At 47.0% G+C, this 16,860-nt stretch carries 12 protein-coding genes, 1 other RNA gene and 1 pseudogene; 7 read left to right on the plus strand and 7 right to left on the minus strand.

Annotated elements, in window-relative coordinates:
- The 7 genes and pseudogenes from HMPREF9944_RS13185 to HMPREF9944_RS00505 form a co-directional block, all read left to right on the plus strand.
- A pseudogene (locus tag HMPREF9944_RS13185) lies at window positions 1–181 on the plus strand (hypothetical protein); the annotation flags it as partial.
- A 113-nt stretch (window positions 182–294) separates the two neighbouring features.
- On the plus strand, window positions 295–1,335 hold the full coding sequence (gene lpxD, locus HMPREF9944_RS00485; RefSeq protein WP_025830263.1) for a UDP-3-O-(3-hydroxymyristoyl)glucosamine N-acyltransferase: 1,041 nt from the start codon (window positions 295–297) through the stop codon (window positions 1,333–1,335).
- A 3-nt stretch (window positions 1,336–1,338) separates the two neighbouring features.
- Window positions 1,339–2,730: a bifunctional UDP-3-O-[3-hydroxymyristoyl] N-acetylglucosamine deacetylase/3-hydroxyacyl-ACP dehydratase gene (locus tag HMPREF9944_RS00490; RefSeq protein ID WP_008563690.1), complete on the plus strand. Its 1,392-nt coding sequence runs from the start codon at window positions 1,339–1,341 to the stop codon at window positions 2,728–2,730.
- Window positions 2,731–2,746: 16 nt separating this feature from the next.
- Entirely contained in the window at window positions 2,747–3,517 is a 771-nt protein-coding gene (gene lpxA / locus HMPREF9944_RS00495; RefSeq protein WP_008563692.1) for an acyl-ACP--UDP-N-acetylglucosamine O-acyltransferase, read from the plus strand.
- The gene (gene miaA, locus HMPREF9944_RS00500; RefSeq protein WP_008563694.1) at window positions 3,517–4,416 is read left to right on the plus strand and encodes a tRNA (adenosine(37)-N6)-dimethylallyltransferase MiaA; all 900 of its coding nucleotides are present in this window, start codon (window positions 3,517–3,519) and stop codon (window positions 4,414–4,416) included. The genes lpxA and miaA overlap by 1 nt, the downstream gene beginning before the upstream one ends.
- Before the next feature lie 114 nt (window positions 4,417–4,530).
- An RNA gene (rnpB, locus tag HMPREF9944_RS12495) (RNase P RNA component class A) lies at window positions 4,531–4,939 on the plus strand.
- Between the two features lie 41 nt (window positions 4,940–4,980).
- Window positions 4,981–5,412, plus strand: coding sequence for a hypothetical protein (locus tag HMPREF9944_RS00505; protein ID WP_008563696.1), 432 nt, complete (start codon window positions 4,981–4,983; stop codon window positions 5,410–5,412).
- Between the two features lie 183 nt (window positions 5,413–5,595).
- On the opposite strand, the gene HMPREF9944_RS00510 is transcribed toward HMPREF9944_RS00505, so the two are convergent.
- From HMPREF9944_RS00510 to purL, 7 genes are all read right to left on the minus strand, one after another.
- A complete protein-coding gene (locus HMPREF9944_RS00510) occupies window positions 5,596–6,648 on the minus strand; it encodes a glycoside hydrolase family 43 protein (RefSeq protein WP_008563698.1) in 1,053 nt (350 codons plus the stop codon).
- Between the two features lie 717 nt (window positions 6,649–7,365).
- A complete protein-coding gene (locus tag HMPREF9944_RS00515; protein WP_008563699.1) occupies window positions 7,366–9,174 on the minus strand; it encodes a DUF349 domain-containing protein in 1,809 nt (602 codons plus the stop codon).
- A 126-nt stretch (window positions 9,175–9,300) separates the two neighbouring features.
- Window positions 9,301–10,227 (minus strand): magnesium transporter CorA family protein, encoded by a 927-nt coding sequence (locus HMPREF9944_RS00520; protein ID WP_008563700.1) that lies wholly within the window; start codon window positions 10,225–10,227, stop codon window positions 9,301–9,303.
- 265 nt (window positions 10,228–10,492) lie between these two features.
- Entirely contained in the window at window positions 10,493–11,392 is a 900-nt protein-coding gene (locus tag HMPREF9944_RS00525) for a diaminopimelate dehydrogenase (RefSeq protein WP_008563701.1), read from the minus strand.
- Window positions 11,393–11,640: 248 nt separating this feature from the next.
- Window positions 11,641–12,213 (minus strand): chromate transporter, encoded by a 573-nt coding sequence (locus HMPREF9944_RS00530; protein WP_008563702.1) that lies wholly within the window; start codon window positions 12,211–12,213, stop codon window positions 11,641–11,643.
- Between the two features lie 10 nt (window positions 12,214–12,223).
- Window positions 12,224–12,760 carry a chromate transporter gene (locus HMPREF9944_RS00535; protein WP_008563703.1) on the minus strand — a complete coding sequence of 179 codons (537 nt, stop codon included), beginning with the start codon at window positions 12,758–12,760 and terminating at the stop codon, window positions 12,224–12,226.
- Window positions 12,761–12,779: 19 nt separating this feature from the next.
- A complete protein-coding gene (gene purL / locus HMPREF9944_RS00540; protein WP_008563704.1) occupies window positions 12,780–16,508 on the minus strand; it encodes a phosphoribosylformylglycinamidine synthase in 3,729 nt (1,242 codons plus the stop codon).
- Between the last annotated feature and the right edge of the window lie 352 nt (window positions 16,509–16,860).

Here is a 16,860-nt window from a genome sequence, read left to right on the forward strand (position 1 = left end):
TGCCGAGTGCAGCCTGTCTTCTACAAAGACAGTGCAAGCGAGTGCAATGAAAGCTTGTTTTCGGATTGCCGAGTGCAGCCTGTCTTCTACAAAGATACAAAATCTTGCACCCCCTTTGCAAGTTTTTCGGGAAGAAAATATAAAATATGTCTCCAAAAAGATACACCTTTATATTAAATAATGAACCCTTATGTAGAGAAAAGTTTTACAGATACTTCAAAATATTGGCCATATCTGCTCCGTTATGGATTAATTTTGCTATATTTGCAAAATATTTTAGAACAAGACATAGATATGGAATTTACAGCAAAGCAGATTGCCCGGCTTATTCAAGGACATATCGAGGGCGATGAGAATGCAACCGTGAACGCTTTTGCCAAGATAGAAGAAGGCGTTGCCGGTGCCATTTCATTCCTTGCCAACCCTAAATATATTCACTATCTTTATGAAACAAAGTCGACAATCGTGCTTGTTGACGAGAGTATAACTATCGAAAAGCCGGTTCATACAACTATTATCAAGGTGGCAAATGCACGTGATTGCGTGGCAAAACTCCTGCAATTGTATGAGAATGGTATGCGTCAAAAGAAGACAGGAATCGACAGTTTGGCTTTTATTTCGGCCTCGGCAAAGCTCGGTAAGGACGTGTATGTCGGGCCGTTTGCCTATATCGGCGACGGTGTTGTCATCGGCGACGGTTGTCAGATTTATCCGAATGTTGTCATCAGTGAGCAAGTGACGGTGGGCAACGACTGCATCATCTATCCGAATGTGACCTTGTATGTGGGCGTGAAGATAGGCAATTGCGTGACTATTCATGCAGGGAGCGTGATTGGGGCCGATGGTTTTGGCTTTGCACCGAATGGCGACGGATATGACAAGATACCGCAAATAGGGACTGTTGAGATTGGCGATAACGTGGAAATCGGGGCCAATAGTTGCATAGACCGTTCGACAATGGGCAGCACTAAAATCCATAAAGGCGTGAAGTTGGACAATCTCGTGCAGATAGGACACAATGTAGAGGTGGGCGAAAACACGGTGATGTCGGCCCAAGTAGGCGTTGCCGGAAGCACAAAGATTGGCAAGTGGTGCATGTTTGGCGGTCAGGTTGGCGTTGCCGGCCATATCGAGATTGGCGATAAGGTATTCCTTGGCGCACAAAGCGGGGTGCCGGGAAGTCTCAAAAGCAATCAGGCCCTGATCGGGACCCCCCCAATGGAGAAGCTCCCTTACTTCAAATCGCAGGCTCTGTTCCAGCGTTTGCCGGAAATGTATAAGGAGCTGAATGCCCTTAAAAAAGAAATCGAAGAAATCAAGAAACAAAGATCATAGGATATGGAAGCTAAAAAGCAGACAACACTGAAAGGAAGTTTCTCTCTCTTTGGGAAAGGATTGCACACGGGACTGAACCTCACGGTGACCTTCAATCCTGCACCTGAGAATACAGGATATAAAATCCAACGCATCGATATTGAAGACCAGCCCATCATTGATGCCGTGGCAGAGAACGTTGTCGACACGCAACGCGGAACGGTTCTTGCCAAAGGCGATGTCCGTGTCTCGACGATAGAACACGGAATGGCAGCACTCTATGCCTCGGGCATAGACAACTGTCTGATACAAGTCAATGGACCAGAGTTCCCTATTCTTGACGGTTCGGCCGCCATGTATATAGAAAAAATCAAGGAAATAGGTCTTGTCGAGCAGAATGCGACAAAAGATTATTACATCATTCGGCATAAAATAGAGGTGAAAGACGAGAACACGGGGTCAGTCATCACGATTCTCCCCGACGATCAGTTCAGTCTCACGGCCATGTGTTCGTTCAACTCCAAGTTCATCAACAGTCAGTTTGCCACACTTGAGGACATGACAACCTTCGATACGGAGATAGCGGCCGCAAGGACATTTGTCTTTGTGCGCGACATCATGCCACTGTTGGAGGCCAACCTCATCAAAGGAGGAGACCTTGACAATGCCATTGTCATCTATGAACGCGAGGTGAGCCAAGAACAATTGGACCAATTGGCCGATGTGCTGAAGGTGCCGCGCATGGATGCCACGAAGATCGGATATATTCAGCATAAGCCTTTGATGTGGGAAAACGAATGCACGCGCCATAAACTGCTTGACATCATCGGCGATATGGCCCTCATCGGTAAGCCTATCAAGGGAAGGATTGTCGCAACCCGGCCGGGACACACTATCAACAACAAGTTTGCCAGACTGATGAGAAAGGAAATTCGTAAACATGAAGTGCAGGCTCCGATTTACGATCCCAACGAAGTGCCCATCATGGACAACAAACGCATTCGCGAATTGCTCCCTCATCGTTATCCCATGCAGCTGGTCGACAAGATAACGGCAATGGGACCGACGAGCATTGTAGGCGTGAAGAACGTAACGGCCAACGAACCTTTCTTTCAAGGTCACTTTCCCAACGAACCCGTGATGCCGGGGGTGCTTCAGATAGAGGCTATGGCACAATGTGGCGGCCTTTTGGTTCTTGGCCAATTAGAAGAGCCGGAGCGCTATTCTACCTACTTCTTGAAGATAGATGACGTGAAGTTCCGCCAAAAGGTCGTTCCCGGTGACACGCTTTTGTTCAGAGTAGAGTTGCTGGCCCCAGTGCGTCATGGCATCAGTTCCATGAAAGGCTATATGTTTGTCGGTGATCAGGTCGTGTCAGAAGCGACATTCACGGCACAGATTGTAAAAAACAAATAATCCTATTCAGGTAGATATGAATCAAATCAGTCCGCTTGCCTTTGTTCATCCCGAGGCTAAAATCGGTGAAAACAATATCATCGGCCCTTTCTGCTATATCGATCGTGACACGGTTATCGGAAATGACAACGTGTTTCAAAACAGTGTGACCATCAATATCGGTGCACGCATCGGCAACGGGAACGAGATATTCCCCGGTGCAAGCATCTCTACAAAGCCACAGGATTTGAAATTTAGGGGAGAAGTCACCACTTGTCAAATCGGAAATAACAACAGTATCCGTGAAAACGTGACGATTTCTCGTGGCACGGCTTCCAAAGGTTCGACCCTCATCGGCGACAATAACCTGCTGATGGAGAACATGCACATAGCCCACGACTGCGTGTTGGGGAACAATTGTATCATCGGAAACTCAACTAAATTCGCAGGTGAGGTTAACATAGACGACAATGCCATTATCAGTGCGGCCGTTTTGACCCACCAGTTTTGCCGAATTGGCGGTTATGTCATGATACAAGGAGGTTGCCGTTTCAGTCAGGATATTCCACCATATATCATTGCCGGAAAAGACCCCACGAAGTATTGTGGTGTCAACTTGGTAGGACTTCGCCGCCGCGGCTTCAGTAATGAACTGATTGATACCATTCATGAGGCCTACAGGTTGCTCTACTCGAAAGGCATACTGAAAGAAGGTATCGAGGAAATCAAGAAAAACCTTAAAGTAACGCCCGAAATCCAATACATCATCGATTTCGTTGAGGCTTCCCAACGGGGCATCATCAGATAATGAAGACGCTCGTTGTTGTCCTTGGACCTACGGGGGTAGGGAAGACAGAACTTTGCATCAAGGCGGCCCGGCACGTGAATTCGCCCATCATCAACTCTGATTCACGACAAATCTATGCTGAGATTCCCGTCGGGACTGCAGCTCCGACCCAAGAACAACAACGCGAGGTCACTCATTACTTCGTGGGAATCCGCACGGTAAAAGATGATTACAGTGCGGCAAAATATGAAGAGGAAGCGTTGCAACTCATCGAAACACTGTTTCATCAAGGGCACGATACCCTGCTGCTGACAGGCGGAAGCATGATGTATATTGATGCCGTATGCAACGGAATCGACGATATTCCAACCGTAGACCCCGAGACACGCGAGCTACTGAAAAGGAAGTTGGCTGAAGAAGGACTGCCCCGTCTCGTTGAAGAACTCAAAGTCTTAGACCCCGAACACTATCATATTGTAGACCGAAAGAACCCCCGTCGCGTGGTACATGCACTTGAAATATGCTACATGACGGGAAAGACTTATACGTCGTTCCGCACACAGAAGAACAAAGAACGACCGTTCAAGATACTGAAGATAGGACTCAATAGAGACCGAAGCGAGCTTTATGAAAGAATCAACGCACGTGTCACGACCATGTTCGACCACGGTTTGATTGACGAATGTAAGCGTGTTTATCCCTATCGTGAATGCAATGCCCTCAACACCGTGGGCTACAAAGAAACCTTTCTTTACCTCGATGGCCTGCTCACGTTGGAAGAAACTATTCGGCAGATACAGTCGAATACGCGGCAATACATGCGGAAACAACTCACTTGGTTCAAACGCGACCCGAAAACGCGATGGTTCCAGCCCGATAATTTGGAAGAAATCATGAACTATATTGACGAAAACACATAGCGCCAAATAGGCTCTACTTATCTTTCAACTTGCTTTTGATATGCCCATAGAAAGATAAAAACCACCCAATTGTTTTGTCAGCCACGCTTTTTCTGCTATCTTTGCACACGGAAAGCAGTGCTCAGGCACTGTCGCTGGCATGATTTAACGTGCGAGAGGAAAGTCCGGGCAGCATAGGACGCTCCACTTCTGAAAATGGAAGCTATTGGCAACAGTAGGTTCAGACAGAAGAAAATAACCGCCATGCCAAGCGTTTGACCGGATAATCCTGTTATTCGCTTCATGGTAAGGGTGAGAAGGTGGTGTAAGAGACCACCGGCCGGCGGGTGATCGTCGGGCCGTGTCTGCTGGAGGCTGCAAGTTCATGTATATCGCAGATAGAAGGTTGTCCGCCTGAACGATTTCTTTAATCGCTGCGAAGGGTAGAATGCTTAAGCCGCAGGGCGACTTGCGGATTAGATAAATGACAGGGCTCCGTTTCTTTTGACGGATACAAAACCCGGCTTATCAGAGCACTGCTTTCTTTTTTTATTGATATGAAGTGAGACCAGACTATAGAGAAAGATGAGTTTTAGACTGAATGAGCCTGCACGGAAGGTTGACGACTTGCAGCAAATGGTTTATAGAATAATCAACACGTGGGGAGATGCGCCGGACTTTCCGCAAATGAAAGACTACGGTGTGACCAAGGAGTCGCTGCTGTCCTATTTGTTCGACAAACAATCCGTTCTCGACAGCATGGGAAGCGAGAAAAGTCATCTGACGCTTTTAGGCATCTTTGTGGTTACTCCGATTTTCATTGCATCGCTGTTTCCCGTAAGCAAACTCCCATTTGGGCGCTATGCGGCAATATTGTTCGCTATCGGCGGGGCACTTCTCTTCGGACTTGTCAGGCTTTTCATGGGCTTCGTCATCAAACAAAGGCTCGCCAAGATGCATGATGAGCAACATGAGCAGTATATCGAGCAGGTCGTCAATTATAGAAGTCGGAAATAGGCCGTTATCTTTTTTGCGTTTTCTTGCATTTATCGTAGAATGCACAGCCGGCACACTTGTAGTCCTTGCATCTGATGTTCTGTTTCACAGACCGATAGGCTTTCACGGCAATGAAAGCAACCGCAATGCATATAATGACTCCGACTATAATATATTGTATAAGCATCTATTTGCTGTGTTCAATCAGTTCTTCTTGTTGTTCCAATAGTTTTCCAACCGCTCGTATTCTTTCTTTGTTAATGCAAGGAAAGAGCCATGTTGCGGGTCGGCAACGCCTTTGATGTCCTGCGGCGAATGGAAGTTTTGCAGCTTTTCATCAGCTTGACAGATGCGATATTTGGTTGGTGAGGAGGAATATTCCACGTAGCCAACGCGCCATCCCTTTTCTCCTGCAATCCGAAAGGCTGATGCTCCCTCACATTGCTTGTTGCCTTCGAAGCTGACATAGTCGTTTTCGTCGGGTGCAGGCCAAGGCCCTGTCAGATGTGAGGCTTGCGTAGTGAAGATACCTCGCTTGCCTCCTTCCTTTTTAATCATCATGTGCCATTTTCTGTCAGCCTCTACCCACACAATATCGGCATCAATCGTGGCATAACCCCAATCGAAAAGCAGTTTAGGCTTGGTGATGCGGGTGAAAGAACGGTCGGCATAGGAGTAGAATACGCGGTCGTATTTGTCTTCATTCTTATTCAGCAACGAATAATAGATGAAATATCCGCCTCGTTTCCCGTCTTCCCAGACGTGGTTTTTATCCCATACAACCTGCGGAGCCCATACTCTTTGGATACTGCGATAGTCTTTATAGAAGTCGGGCGAAGTCTTATCACAGAAGATTTCGGGCCCTTTTCGGAAGTCAAACGTCACGGCCGACCAATGAATAAGGTCGTTTGAGCGCAGCAAGTTGATGCCATAGTTCAGCCACTGACGGCTCTTTCGGTTGCACATATCAGTAGTTACCATCACAAACCCTTTCCCATCGGCCGCTCGGTTGATATAAGCATCACGCGCTCCGCCCTCTATTTCCGAAAAACGCCGCGTGTTATAAACCTCATTACCATTGTTGAGGTCGTGCCAATTGATGCCGTCTCTGCTCAAGGCAAAGGCCGTCCATTCGCCTTTTCGGCTCATGTGACAGTAAAGATAACCGTAGGGATTTTTTATCTGCTTCACTTGCGCAACAGCGGGTATGAAAAAGAGCGAAAGCAATGCGAAAATAATGTTCTTGCGAAGGGCCATAGTGCTGGAGGTAATTAAAATAAAAAGACTTTCCGTTTGGAATGATTGATGCTACTCATTATTTTTTGTGTATGTAAAGATAGCTAAAGTTTGCTGAAAGACGAATGGCGACTGCTCCTTTTAGTCTATATTAACTAAACGGAAGCGGGCATCGGCGAATTCGTCTCAGCCTTTTTGCAGCTTGATTCCAGCCGTTTTATCTTGTAATCTCAGCCATTTCGCCGTTCAATATGGCTGAGATTGCCGTGTAAAATGGCTGAGATTAGTTACAAAAATAAATGGCTTTGCGAGAGAGGTGAAATTTCTTTGCGGGAAGAAATTTTACTCTTCCCGACACCTGTTTCAACTCTCCCGGAGAGAGGGGCTGTGACTACCTCTTGAAAAAAGGAGAACGGGAGGGGGGAATTAATTCATAATTCATAATTCATAATTCATGATTCATGATCCATAATTATGGTTAGCGCGCAAGCTTAAGCTCCCTCTCTTTGGGAGGGTTGGGTGTCTAAAGCCTACGGAATGTAGGTAGCATTGGTTTCGTGCGTATATCTGTGTAGACAGGGTAGGTATTACATGCCAATCCTGCCCTTTCAGAAACGAAACCTCGATGGGGCTTGCCCGTCAATATTTAAAATCCATCTATAAACATCTTTTCTATTCGATGTTTAGCCCATAAAAGAAAAAGAGACGCAGCGGGAAAGATGCGTCTCCTATTACATTTTATTTATTCTCGGCATCAATGGCCTTGATTTTTTGTTTGACAAACTCCATGTCGTCCTTGAGTTTCTGTACCTTGTGATTCATTTCTTCAATCAGACTATTTCCCTTTTTGCTGCTTGCATTCAAGAAACCAAGATTGTTTTCATAGGTATTGATTTCTTGTTTCATTCCCTCATATCGACGCATCAAGCGGGCACGTTCATTGTCAAGTGCTTCCTCGCCTCGTTTTGCAACATTCTTCAAGTTGTTCTTGAAATTATCAAGGCGTTTCTTTGCGACGGAGATATGCAAGTCGTTATAGAGTTTATCGAGAATCTCATGATATTCTTGATAGAGTTTGTCTTTCTCTTTATAGGGAACATGCCCCACAGTATTATATTCTTCGACCAACGATTGTACTTTTGCTTGTAAATCGTCGGCGACTCCTGTTGCAAGTTCTTTCAGTTGGGCGATGATGTTTTTCTTTTTGTCAAGATTGGCATGCTCTTCATTGCGCGTTCCGGCATTGGTGGCATTACGTGCCTCAAAAAACTTGTTGCAGGCCGTAAGAAATTTGTCCCACAATTCATCGCCCACCTTTTTAGGAACGGCGCCAATGGTCTTCCATTCCTTCTGCAAAGCAATCATCTTGTCGGAAGTGCTCTTCCAATCTGTGCTGTCCATCAGGGCTTCTGCCTGCTCCACAAGTGCCTGCTTCTTAGCAATATTCTCATTAAAAACCTGTTTCATGTTTTTGAAGAAGGCAGCCTTTTGCGCGAAGAAACTGTCGCATGCAGCACGGAAACGCTCGAATATTTTTACGTTCATTTTCTGTGGCGCAAAGCCTATCTTCTTCCATTCGGCCTGTATACCGATGATTTCTTTTGTTTGTTTTTCCCAATCACTTGCATGCGTATACTCGCCTTGCACAATCGCCTCCACCTGTTCGCAGAGTTCGGTCTTGCGCTTCAGGTTTTCTTCTTCTTTAGCACGAAGTTCCTCAAAGTGTTGCTGATGTCGCTTGTTGATGATGGTCGAGGCGGCCTTGAAACGCGCCCATATTTCTTCTCTTAACTCTTTGGCTACCGGCCCCGTTTCACGATATTGCTGGTGCAGTTCTTGCAGCTGATGGAAAGCACTGATGACATCGTTTTCTGTCGCCAGTTTCTCCGCAGCTTCACACAACTGCGTCTTGATGCTCAAGTTCTTTTTGAAATCATATTCGCGGGCTTCACGGTTGAGGTGAAGCTGGTCATAGAACTGCTCCACATAGAGCTGATAGTTGCGCCACAACTCGTTGGCCTTGTCTGCCGGAACGCTTTTTATATCTTTCCATTGCTGCTGCAGCTCCTTGAATGCATTATAGTTCTTGTTGGCTTCCTCGGGCGAGATTGCCATATTCTTGATTGTCTCGATGATATCGAGCTTCTTCTGCAGGTTCTCTTGCTTCTCGGCCTCTTGCTCCAAGAACAGTTTTACCCTTCGTTCTTTGATGACTCCCATCTCGGCTTTGAACACTTCTTCGTCCTCATCGGGTGTCAACACATACTTGTCCGGATCGCCTCCCGATTCAAGATAAGCCTTTTGCTTACTCTCTCGTTCGGCGATATGTAGCTTGTAGAACGTCGTTTTCAAGTGGTCGAGCTCTTCTTTGGTAGGATTTTCCCCGTTGCCTACGATTTCTTTCAGGCGTTCTACAATCTCAGCTTTGCTTTTGTAGTTTCGGGGTTTGGCATTGCTTTCCGGGGCATCACATGCTTCCACGGGAGCTTCTGTCAGTTGTTCTTCACTTAATTTTCCCTCCATGAGGGCATTTTCTTGAGCGTCCATTATTTCATTGGTTTAGTTTCTATTTCCGGTTTTTCATTGCATCATTGCAATATTTAACGTTATGCAAACTTAAATAAAAAAAACGGGAAATCCTAATTAAAACATATATTTTTTCTTATTCCGGACCTATAGCAAGCGTTTATAGCGCAAAATCCACCAAGATGCTCCCGAAACGACAACAGAGATAATCAATGCAATGGCAAAGCCGAAAGGACTTGACTCCATGCCGTTGACGAGATTCATGCCGAACAGACTAGAAATGAGCGTAGGAAACATCATGATAATGCTCACGGAAGTCAGCGTACGCATCACGGTATTCATGTTGTTGTTGATGATGCTCGAATAGGTTTCCATTGTCGACTCGAGAATATCCGAGTAAATGCTTGTCGTTTCTCTGGCCTGCGTCATCTCAATGCTCACGTCTTCGATGAGGTCGGCATCGAGTTCGTCCACCTGCAGTTTGAACTTCAGCTTTTGCAATAGGTTCTCATTGCCGCGGATAGAGGTAATGAAGTAAGTAAGCGAATCCTGTAAGCGGCTTAGTCCGATCAGGCTTTCGTTGTTAACGCCTTGGTCAAGGTTATGCTTGGCCTTTTCGATGAGCGCACTGATTTGTTTCAGGCGTTTCAGATACCAAACAGCACTCGACAGGAACAGTCGAAAGATGAGGTCGACGTAGTCGGTGAAGCCTTCGCGCCGCTTCTGCTGATAACTCACGAAGTCTATCATCATATTCGTTTCGTAGTAGCACACCGTGATGGTGACATCGCGCTTGTGAATAATACCCAATGGGACCGTAGTATAGGGCGTACGTGAGCGCACTTCCTTGACATAAGGGATACGCAAGATGATGAGCATCCAGCCGTCGTCGTATTCATAGCGGGCACGCTCGTCGGTATCGCTGATGTCTGAAAGGAAATAGTCGGGGATATGGAAAGTGTCTTCCAAATACTCTTGGTCCTCGTCCGTAGGACATGTGACCTGTATCCAGCAGTTGGGTTGCCATTCCTTGATGGCACTCAGATTCTCGTTGATGTTCCAATAGTTTCTCATTGTCGCTAATCTCCGTTAATTAATAAGGTGTGGGGATTAGCTTCCGGCTAAACCTCACGCCTGCAAAGCAAATGTTTCCGCGTGATAATCGTCCATGTGCTGATTATATTCTGATTTAACGCTGCAAAGATAAGCATTTCTGTTTAATTATATTCAAACATGCGGGAGAAAGTTTGGCATGAGATAAAAAAATGCGGGCCTCCCAGTGAGGGAAGGCCCGACATTTCTTATTTTTCGATAATTACATTCTATTTCGAGAACGACTTCATACCAATGTTGCAACGATCTCTTCGCGTGTACCGGGAAGCAGGTCGATGACGGGTATCTCGGGCATCGTGTAGCAACCCGGCTGCAGGCGCATTGAAGCACGTGCCACATTGACGAGCACCTGAGCCGTGAGTGCGGGGTTGTTGATGCTCATGTTGAACTCCAGTCGCTGGTTCTGCGTCTGCCCTGAAACACCTTTGCGAACGAGGTGCACACCATGGCCCATATCGCGCACGTCGTCGACAGAAGCGACGGCAAACACATGCGTTTCATCGTGTGCGAAATAAGGGTCGGCCTTGATGGCAGCGGTCACGTCTTCGAGCTTTGCTCCGTCTTCAAGCTCCACATATACCATGCGCCGATGAATGCCTTCGCCCAGCGGTATGGTTACGGAAAGGGCATTCCTGACGCCCTCCTTACTGCGCACGCACACCGAATGCCCCATCGACATGCCCGGACCAAAGTTCGTATAGGTGAGTCCTTTCGGCGCAAGACTTTCCATTAGCACGCGCACCACAGAGTCGGAACCGGGGTCCCAGCCGGCTGAAATCACGCTAACGGTATGGGTCTTCTTATTGTTCTCCATCTGCTTCGTGCGATAGTCGAGGATAGAAGTGTGGATATCGAAGCTGTCGACGGTGTTGATGCCCAGCGCAGTAATCTTCGCAGCGTATTCGGGACAGCTGCGGGTCGGTGTTGCGAGTATGGCTACGTCAACGTCTTTCAGTTTCTCAATGTCGTCGACAACGGCATAAGCTGCCAGTTCTGCAGGCTTGTCCTTATCTCCTTGACGACGGACGACGCCTGCAATTTCAAAGTCACGAGAGGCTTCCAGCGCCTCGATGGTGTAGTGGCCGATATTTCCATAGCCCACTACGGCTGCTCTGATTTTCTTCATTTTGCTTATATTTATCGTTAAGTTTGATAACTGTTTGTTTGATGAAGCAAAATTACATCATTCTGTCGAATATGCTCTTTATTTCGCCCTTCTTTTAATCTATTTTTATCATTCAATTGAGACGGACGTTGTCTAAAGTAGGACTACATGTGATGTAAAGTAGGACTACATCGCATCTAAAGTAGGACTACATGTGATGTAAAGTAGGACTACACCGAACATGTCTTATATAAGTCCAAGAGGTATTGTCAGTAAAGCAATATCAAACCTACGAGCGCGGCACAACCGATCATCAGAATCGGATTGATTTTCATGACTTTCGTGCCGATGAAAGTGGCAAGGAAGATAACGATGCTCACCCAAAAGGTCCAAGGGTCGTCGGGGGTTGAGAAGTTCTCGGGCGTCATCAGCAGAAGTGTAGCGGCTGCCAACAGACCCACCACTGCCGGACGCAAGCCCGCGAAGACGCTCTGCACGGTGTCGGTGTGCATGTATTTCATAAACATCTTACTGATGAGTATCATCAAGATGAACGTAGGAAGCACCAGAGCAAAAGTGGCCGTGGCCGAGCCGAGCACGGAGACTGCTGTGGAATAGCCGGCATTGTGTACGGCAGTATAGCCGCAATAGGTGGCTGTGTTGATGCCTACTGGCCCGGGAGTCATCTGGCTGATAGCGATGACGTTGGTGAATTCGCTGATGGTGAGCCAATGGAAGCGCGTAACCACCATGCCTTGTATCAGCGATATCATGGCATAGCCGCCACCGAAGCCAAAGAGACCGATTTCAAAGAATGCGATGAAGAGTTGCAGAAAAACCATAACAGGGTGTTTATTCGGTTGATTTCATGTATTTCCCATAGACGAAACCGCCTGCTCCGGCCGCTATAATCACCCAGATGGGATTCACGCCGAGCAACCATATCGCTAAGGCTCCACCGATTGGAATCCAGCAATTGGCCTTATTGATGTGCGCACTCTTGGCCAAAGAAAAGGTGGGAGCGGCTATCAAGGCCACCACGGCCGGCCGAATACCTGCAAACATAGCGGCAATAATACGGTTGTCTTGGAAACGATGGAAGAACATCGCAATGAGCAGAATGATGATGAAGGAAGGAAGGGCGGTCCCCAAAGCCGTGCAAACAGCCCCGCGTGTCTTACGAATCTTATAGCCAATGAAGGTGCTGATGTTGATAGCAAAGACGCCGGGACAGCTCTGTGCAATGGCAAGCAAGTCGAGAAACTCTTCTTTATCGACCCATTGATGCTTGCGGACAACGTCTTCTTCAATCATGGAAATCATGGCATAGCCACCCCCGAAGGTGACTATGCCAATCTTGAAGAATGTTTTGAACAAGGTTAGATACATTCCTACTCTCGTGTCACGATTACTTGTTTGTCTTTTCTTCAACCCATCTGCGTGCATTGACAAAGGCCTCTATCCACGGTGTTACCTCGTCTTGCTTGCGGTTGAGCGGATAATAGGCGTTCTGCCAAGGGAAGATGGCCCGCTCGGGGTGCGGCATCATTGCCAAATGGCGACCGTCTTTAGAGCAAATGGCGGCCACATTGTAGTCCGACCCGTTCGGATTACCGGGGTATTCGGCATAGTTGTACTTGGCAACGACGTTGTAATGGTCCTCCGGTTCGGGCAAATAGAAACGGCCTTCACCATGTGCAACCCATATTCCAAGCTTGCTTCCACTGAGACTATGCAACATCACGCTTGGGTTCCGCGGGATAGTCAGGCCAAGGAACGCACTCTCGAACTTCTTTGAGTTGTTGTGGCAGAGATGGCTCCGATGTTTGTGTTCCGGATTGATGAGGTTGAGCTCCACCATCAGCTGACAACCGTTGCAGATACCAAGACTGAGCGTGTCTTCGCGTGCATAGAACCTGTCGAGCGCCTCTTTTGCCTTCGGATTATACAAGAATGCACCTGCCCAACCCTTTGCACTGCCGAGTACATCGCTATTAGAGAAACCACCACAGAACACGATGAAGTTCACATCTTCAAGCGTTTCGCGTCCACTGATGAGGTCAGTCATCATGACATCCTTAACATCAAAGCCTGCCAAATACAGTGTATAAGCCATTTCTCGCTCTCCATTGGTTCCCTTTTCGCGTATAATTGCAGCCTTTATGCCTGAAGATTGACGCTGACCGGCAGTCAAACCATAGCTTTCCAAAGTGCCTTTGAAGTTGCTGTTGAACTGCAATTCAATCGCTTGCTTCTTGTAGTTGGTGAAGCGTTTCTTTGCCATTCCGTTGAAACTTTGATCACGATCAAGCAGATAAGAAGTCTTAAACCATGTGTCGCGCAGTACATCAATGTCGAATTCATGCACATTTTCGTCCTTCTTTACGGTTATTTTACGATTGTTTGGCGTAGGATAACCAATCTTTGCAAAGCCTATTCCCTCATTATCGAGATATTCAAAGAGTTCTGCCTTGTGTGAATCACTCACCTGAATAACGACACCTGGGTTCTCTGCAAACAGCATTTTAACGAGATCATTGCCTGCAATGTCGTGCAGATTGATGTTCATGCCGCCCGTTTTATTAGCGAAAGTCATCTCTAATAAGGTTGTAATCAGACCACCGGCACTGATGTCATGGCCTGCCATTACCCACCCACGGCGGATTAATTCCTGTACGGCATTGAAGCAATCTACGAAATATTCGGGGTTCTTTACCGTTGGAACGTCGCTGCCTACCTTGCCAAGGCTCTGTGCAAATGCGCTACCTCCGAGATGTTGTTCGTCAAAACTGAAGTCAATATGATAGAGACTGGAGTTCTTGTCGTTGACTAATACAGGGCTTACCGTCTTCTTTACATCACTGACTTCACCTCCTGCGCTGACGATTACAGTGCCTGGTGCAATGATTTTCTCACCATTTGGATATTGTTGTGACAGCGAAAGCGAGTCTTTTCCTGTAGGAACATTCACATGGATGGCGCAACAGAAGTCGCTTAATGCCTTAACTCCTTCGTATAGGCGTGCATCTTCACCCTTCTGTGAGCGGCAAGGCCACATCCAGTTGGCACTTAAACTGACACTGTCTAAGCCTTCTGCCAATGGCGCCCACACGAGATTGGTCAGCGATTCGGCTACAGAGAGCACGCTTCCTGCCTTTGGATCGGCCAATCCTGCTTGCGGAGCATGCCCCATAGCAGTGGCAATTCCTTTCTCTCCACGGTAATCCAAGGCCACAACTCCACAGTCGGAGAGTGGCAATTGAATTTCACCTTGTCCCTGTTGGCGGGCTATCTTTCCCGTAACTGAACGGTCAACCTTATTCGTTAACCAGTCTTTGCAGGCCACAGCTTCTAATTGAAGCACGCGATTCAGATAGTCGTCAAGTTTATCTTCGGCGTAGCTGACATTCTCATAGCTGCGTTCTACGGTTTCATCCACCATGACAGTCTTCGGCGTATGACCAAACATCTGTGCCACATCCAAGTCAAACGGTTTCACACCATCAGCCTGCTTGAAACAGAAATGTGCATCACCTGTCGTCTCACCGACCACATACATCGGTGCACGTTCACGCTCGGCAATCCTTTGAACATGGTCTAAATACTTCTCATCTATGAGCAATCCCATGCGTTCCTGGCTTTCATTGGCAATGATTTCCTTTGCCGAAAGGGTCTTGTCTCCAATCGGAAGCTTGGACATGTCTATCTCTCCACCGCATTCTTCGACCAATTCTGAAAGGCAATTCAAGTGGCCTGCGCTGCCATGGTCATGAATACTAACAACAGGATTTTCGTCTTCTTCAACCAAAGCACGCACGAGGTTATAAGCTCGTTTCTGCATTTCGGGGTTGGCACGCTGTATGGCATTCAGTTCAATTCCGTTGCTGTAGCGACCTGTATCCACAGAAGAAACGCTGCCACCACCTAAACCTATGCGATAATTGTCACCGCCTACAACGACAATCTTATTGCCTTTCTGTGGCTCTTTCTTCAGACAATCGCACTTCTTTCCATAGCCCACACCGCCTGCAAGCATGATAACCTTGTCGTAAGCATACTTTTCTTGGTTCTCCTGATGCTCGAAAGTGAGCACCGATCCGCAAATCAACGGCTGACCAAACTTGTTTCCAAAGTCGCTCGCTCCATTGGAAGCCTTGATCAATATCTGTTCAGGACTCTGATAAAGCCACTTTCTAACAGGCATGATGTCTTCCCAATCGCGCTCCATATCGGTCTTTCCATTGTGGTCTTTTAGGCGTGGATAAGCCGTCATATAGCAGGCAGTCCCAGCTATGGGCCATGAACCGACACCGCCTCCCATTCGGTCTCTTATCTCACCTCCTGTTCCTGTGGCTGCTCCGTTGAAGGGTTCTACGGTCGTAGGGAAGTTATGTGTTTCGGCTTTCAGCGAGATAACGCTCTCTATTTCCTTGACTTTGAAATAGTCACTTGTGCTCTGGTCGGCCGGTGCAAACTGCTCAATGACCGGTCCTTGGGCAAAAGCTACGTTGTCTTTATAGGCAGAAAGAATCTTATTGGGGTTCTCCTTGGTGGTCTTTTTAATCATGTTGAAAAGCGAAGACTCCTTTTCTTTGCCGTCAATCACAAACTGACCACCGAATATTTTGTGCCGACAATGCTCTGAATTTATCTGTGCAAAGCCGAATATTTCAGAGTCCGTGAGCGGTCTTCCATTCTCTTTTTCCAGCTTATGCAGGTATGCCATCTCGTCTTTACTCAATGCAAGCCCCTCTTCCTCATTGTATTTTTCAAGGTCGTCCACGTATTTAATGGGCTCTGGCTCATGGTTCACCGTGAAGATATCCTGCCCGATGCCCCGATACATGCGCTGCAACATAGGGTCATATTCAGCGTCTTCCGAGTCAACGGGGAAGTATTCCTCGATACGCAGAATGCCGTTAAGACTCATGTTTTGCGTAATCTCAACGGCATTCGTGCTCCATGGCGTAATCATTTCGCGGCGCGGACCTACGAAAAAGCCCGTAAGTTCTTGGGCCTCTTCAAGCGTTGCATCGCCATAAAGCCAGCTAAGTCTGCTGATTTCATCGGAGTTGGGCCGATGGTCGACTTCCGTCGCAATCACACTCTTTGATTGAGTTCTGAAAAAAAGGATCATACTGTTCTATATATTATAAGGTGAGTGGTATATTCCGATATGCAAAGTTAGTGGAATTCGCCCATAAATCAAAATAAAACCAAGGTTTTTATTGAGGCGGTCCCATAAAAGAGCGATGTCATAAAGCATGCTTTGTAAGATATTCTGTAAATATTATTGGTCTGTTTTTAACACTTTGCGACTGCACCAAATAGAAATAAAAAACCGTTTTCGGCACTTGTACGCAGCTATTCCAAGGATTCGAAGTTCTCGTTTCAGCCACATTGTCTCGCTATCTCAGTCACTTTACCGTGCAATGTGACCGACCTGACCTCGCATAATGGCACAGATGGCGTCATCATTTGGCGCAGAT

Source organism: Segatella maculosa OT 289 (genome assembly GCF_000243015.1).
Taxonomy (GTDB): domain Bacteria; phylum Bacteroidota; class Bacteroidia; order Bacteroidales; family Bacteroidaceae; genus Prevotella; species Prevotella maculosa.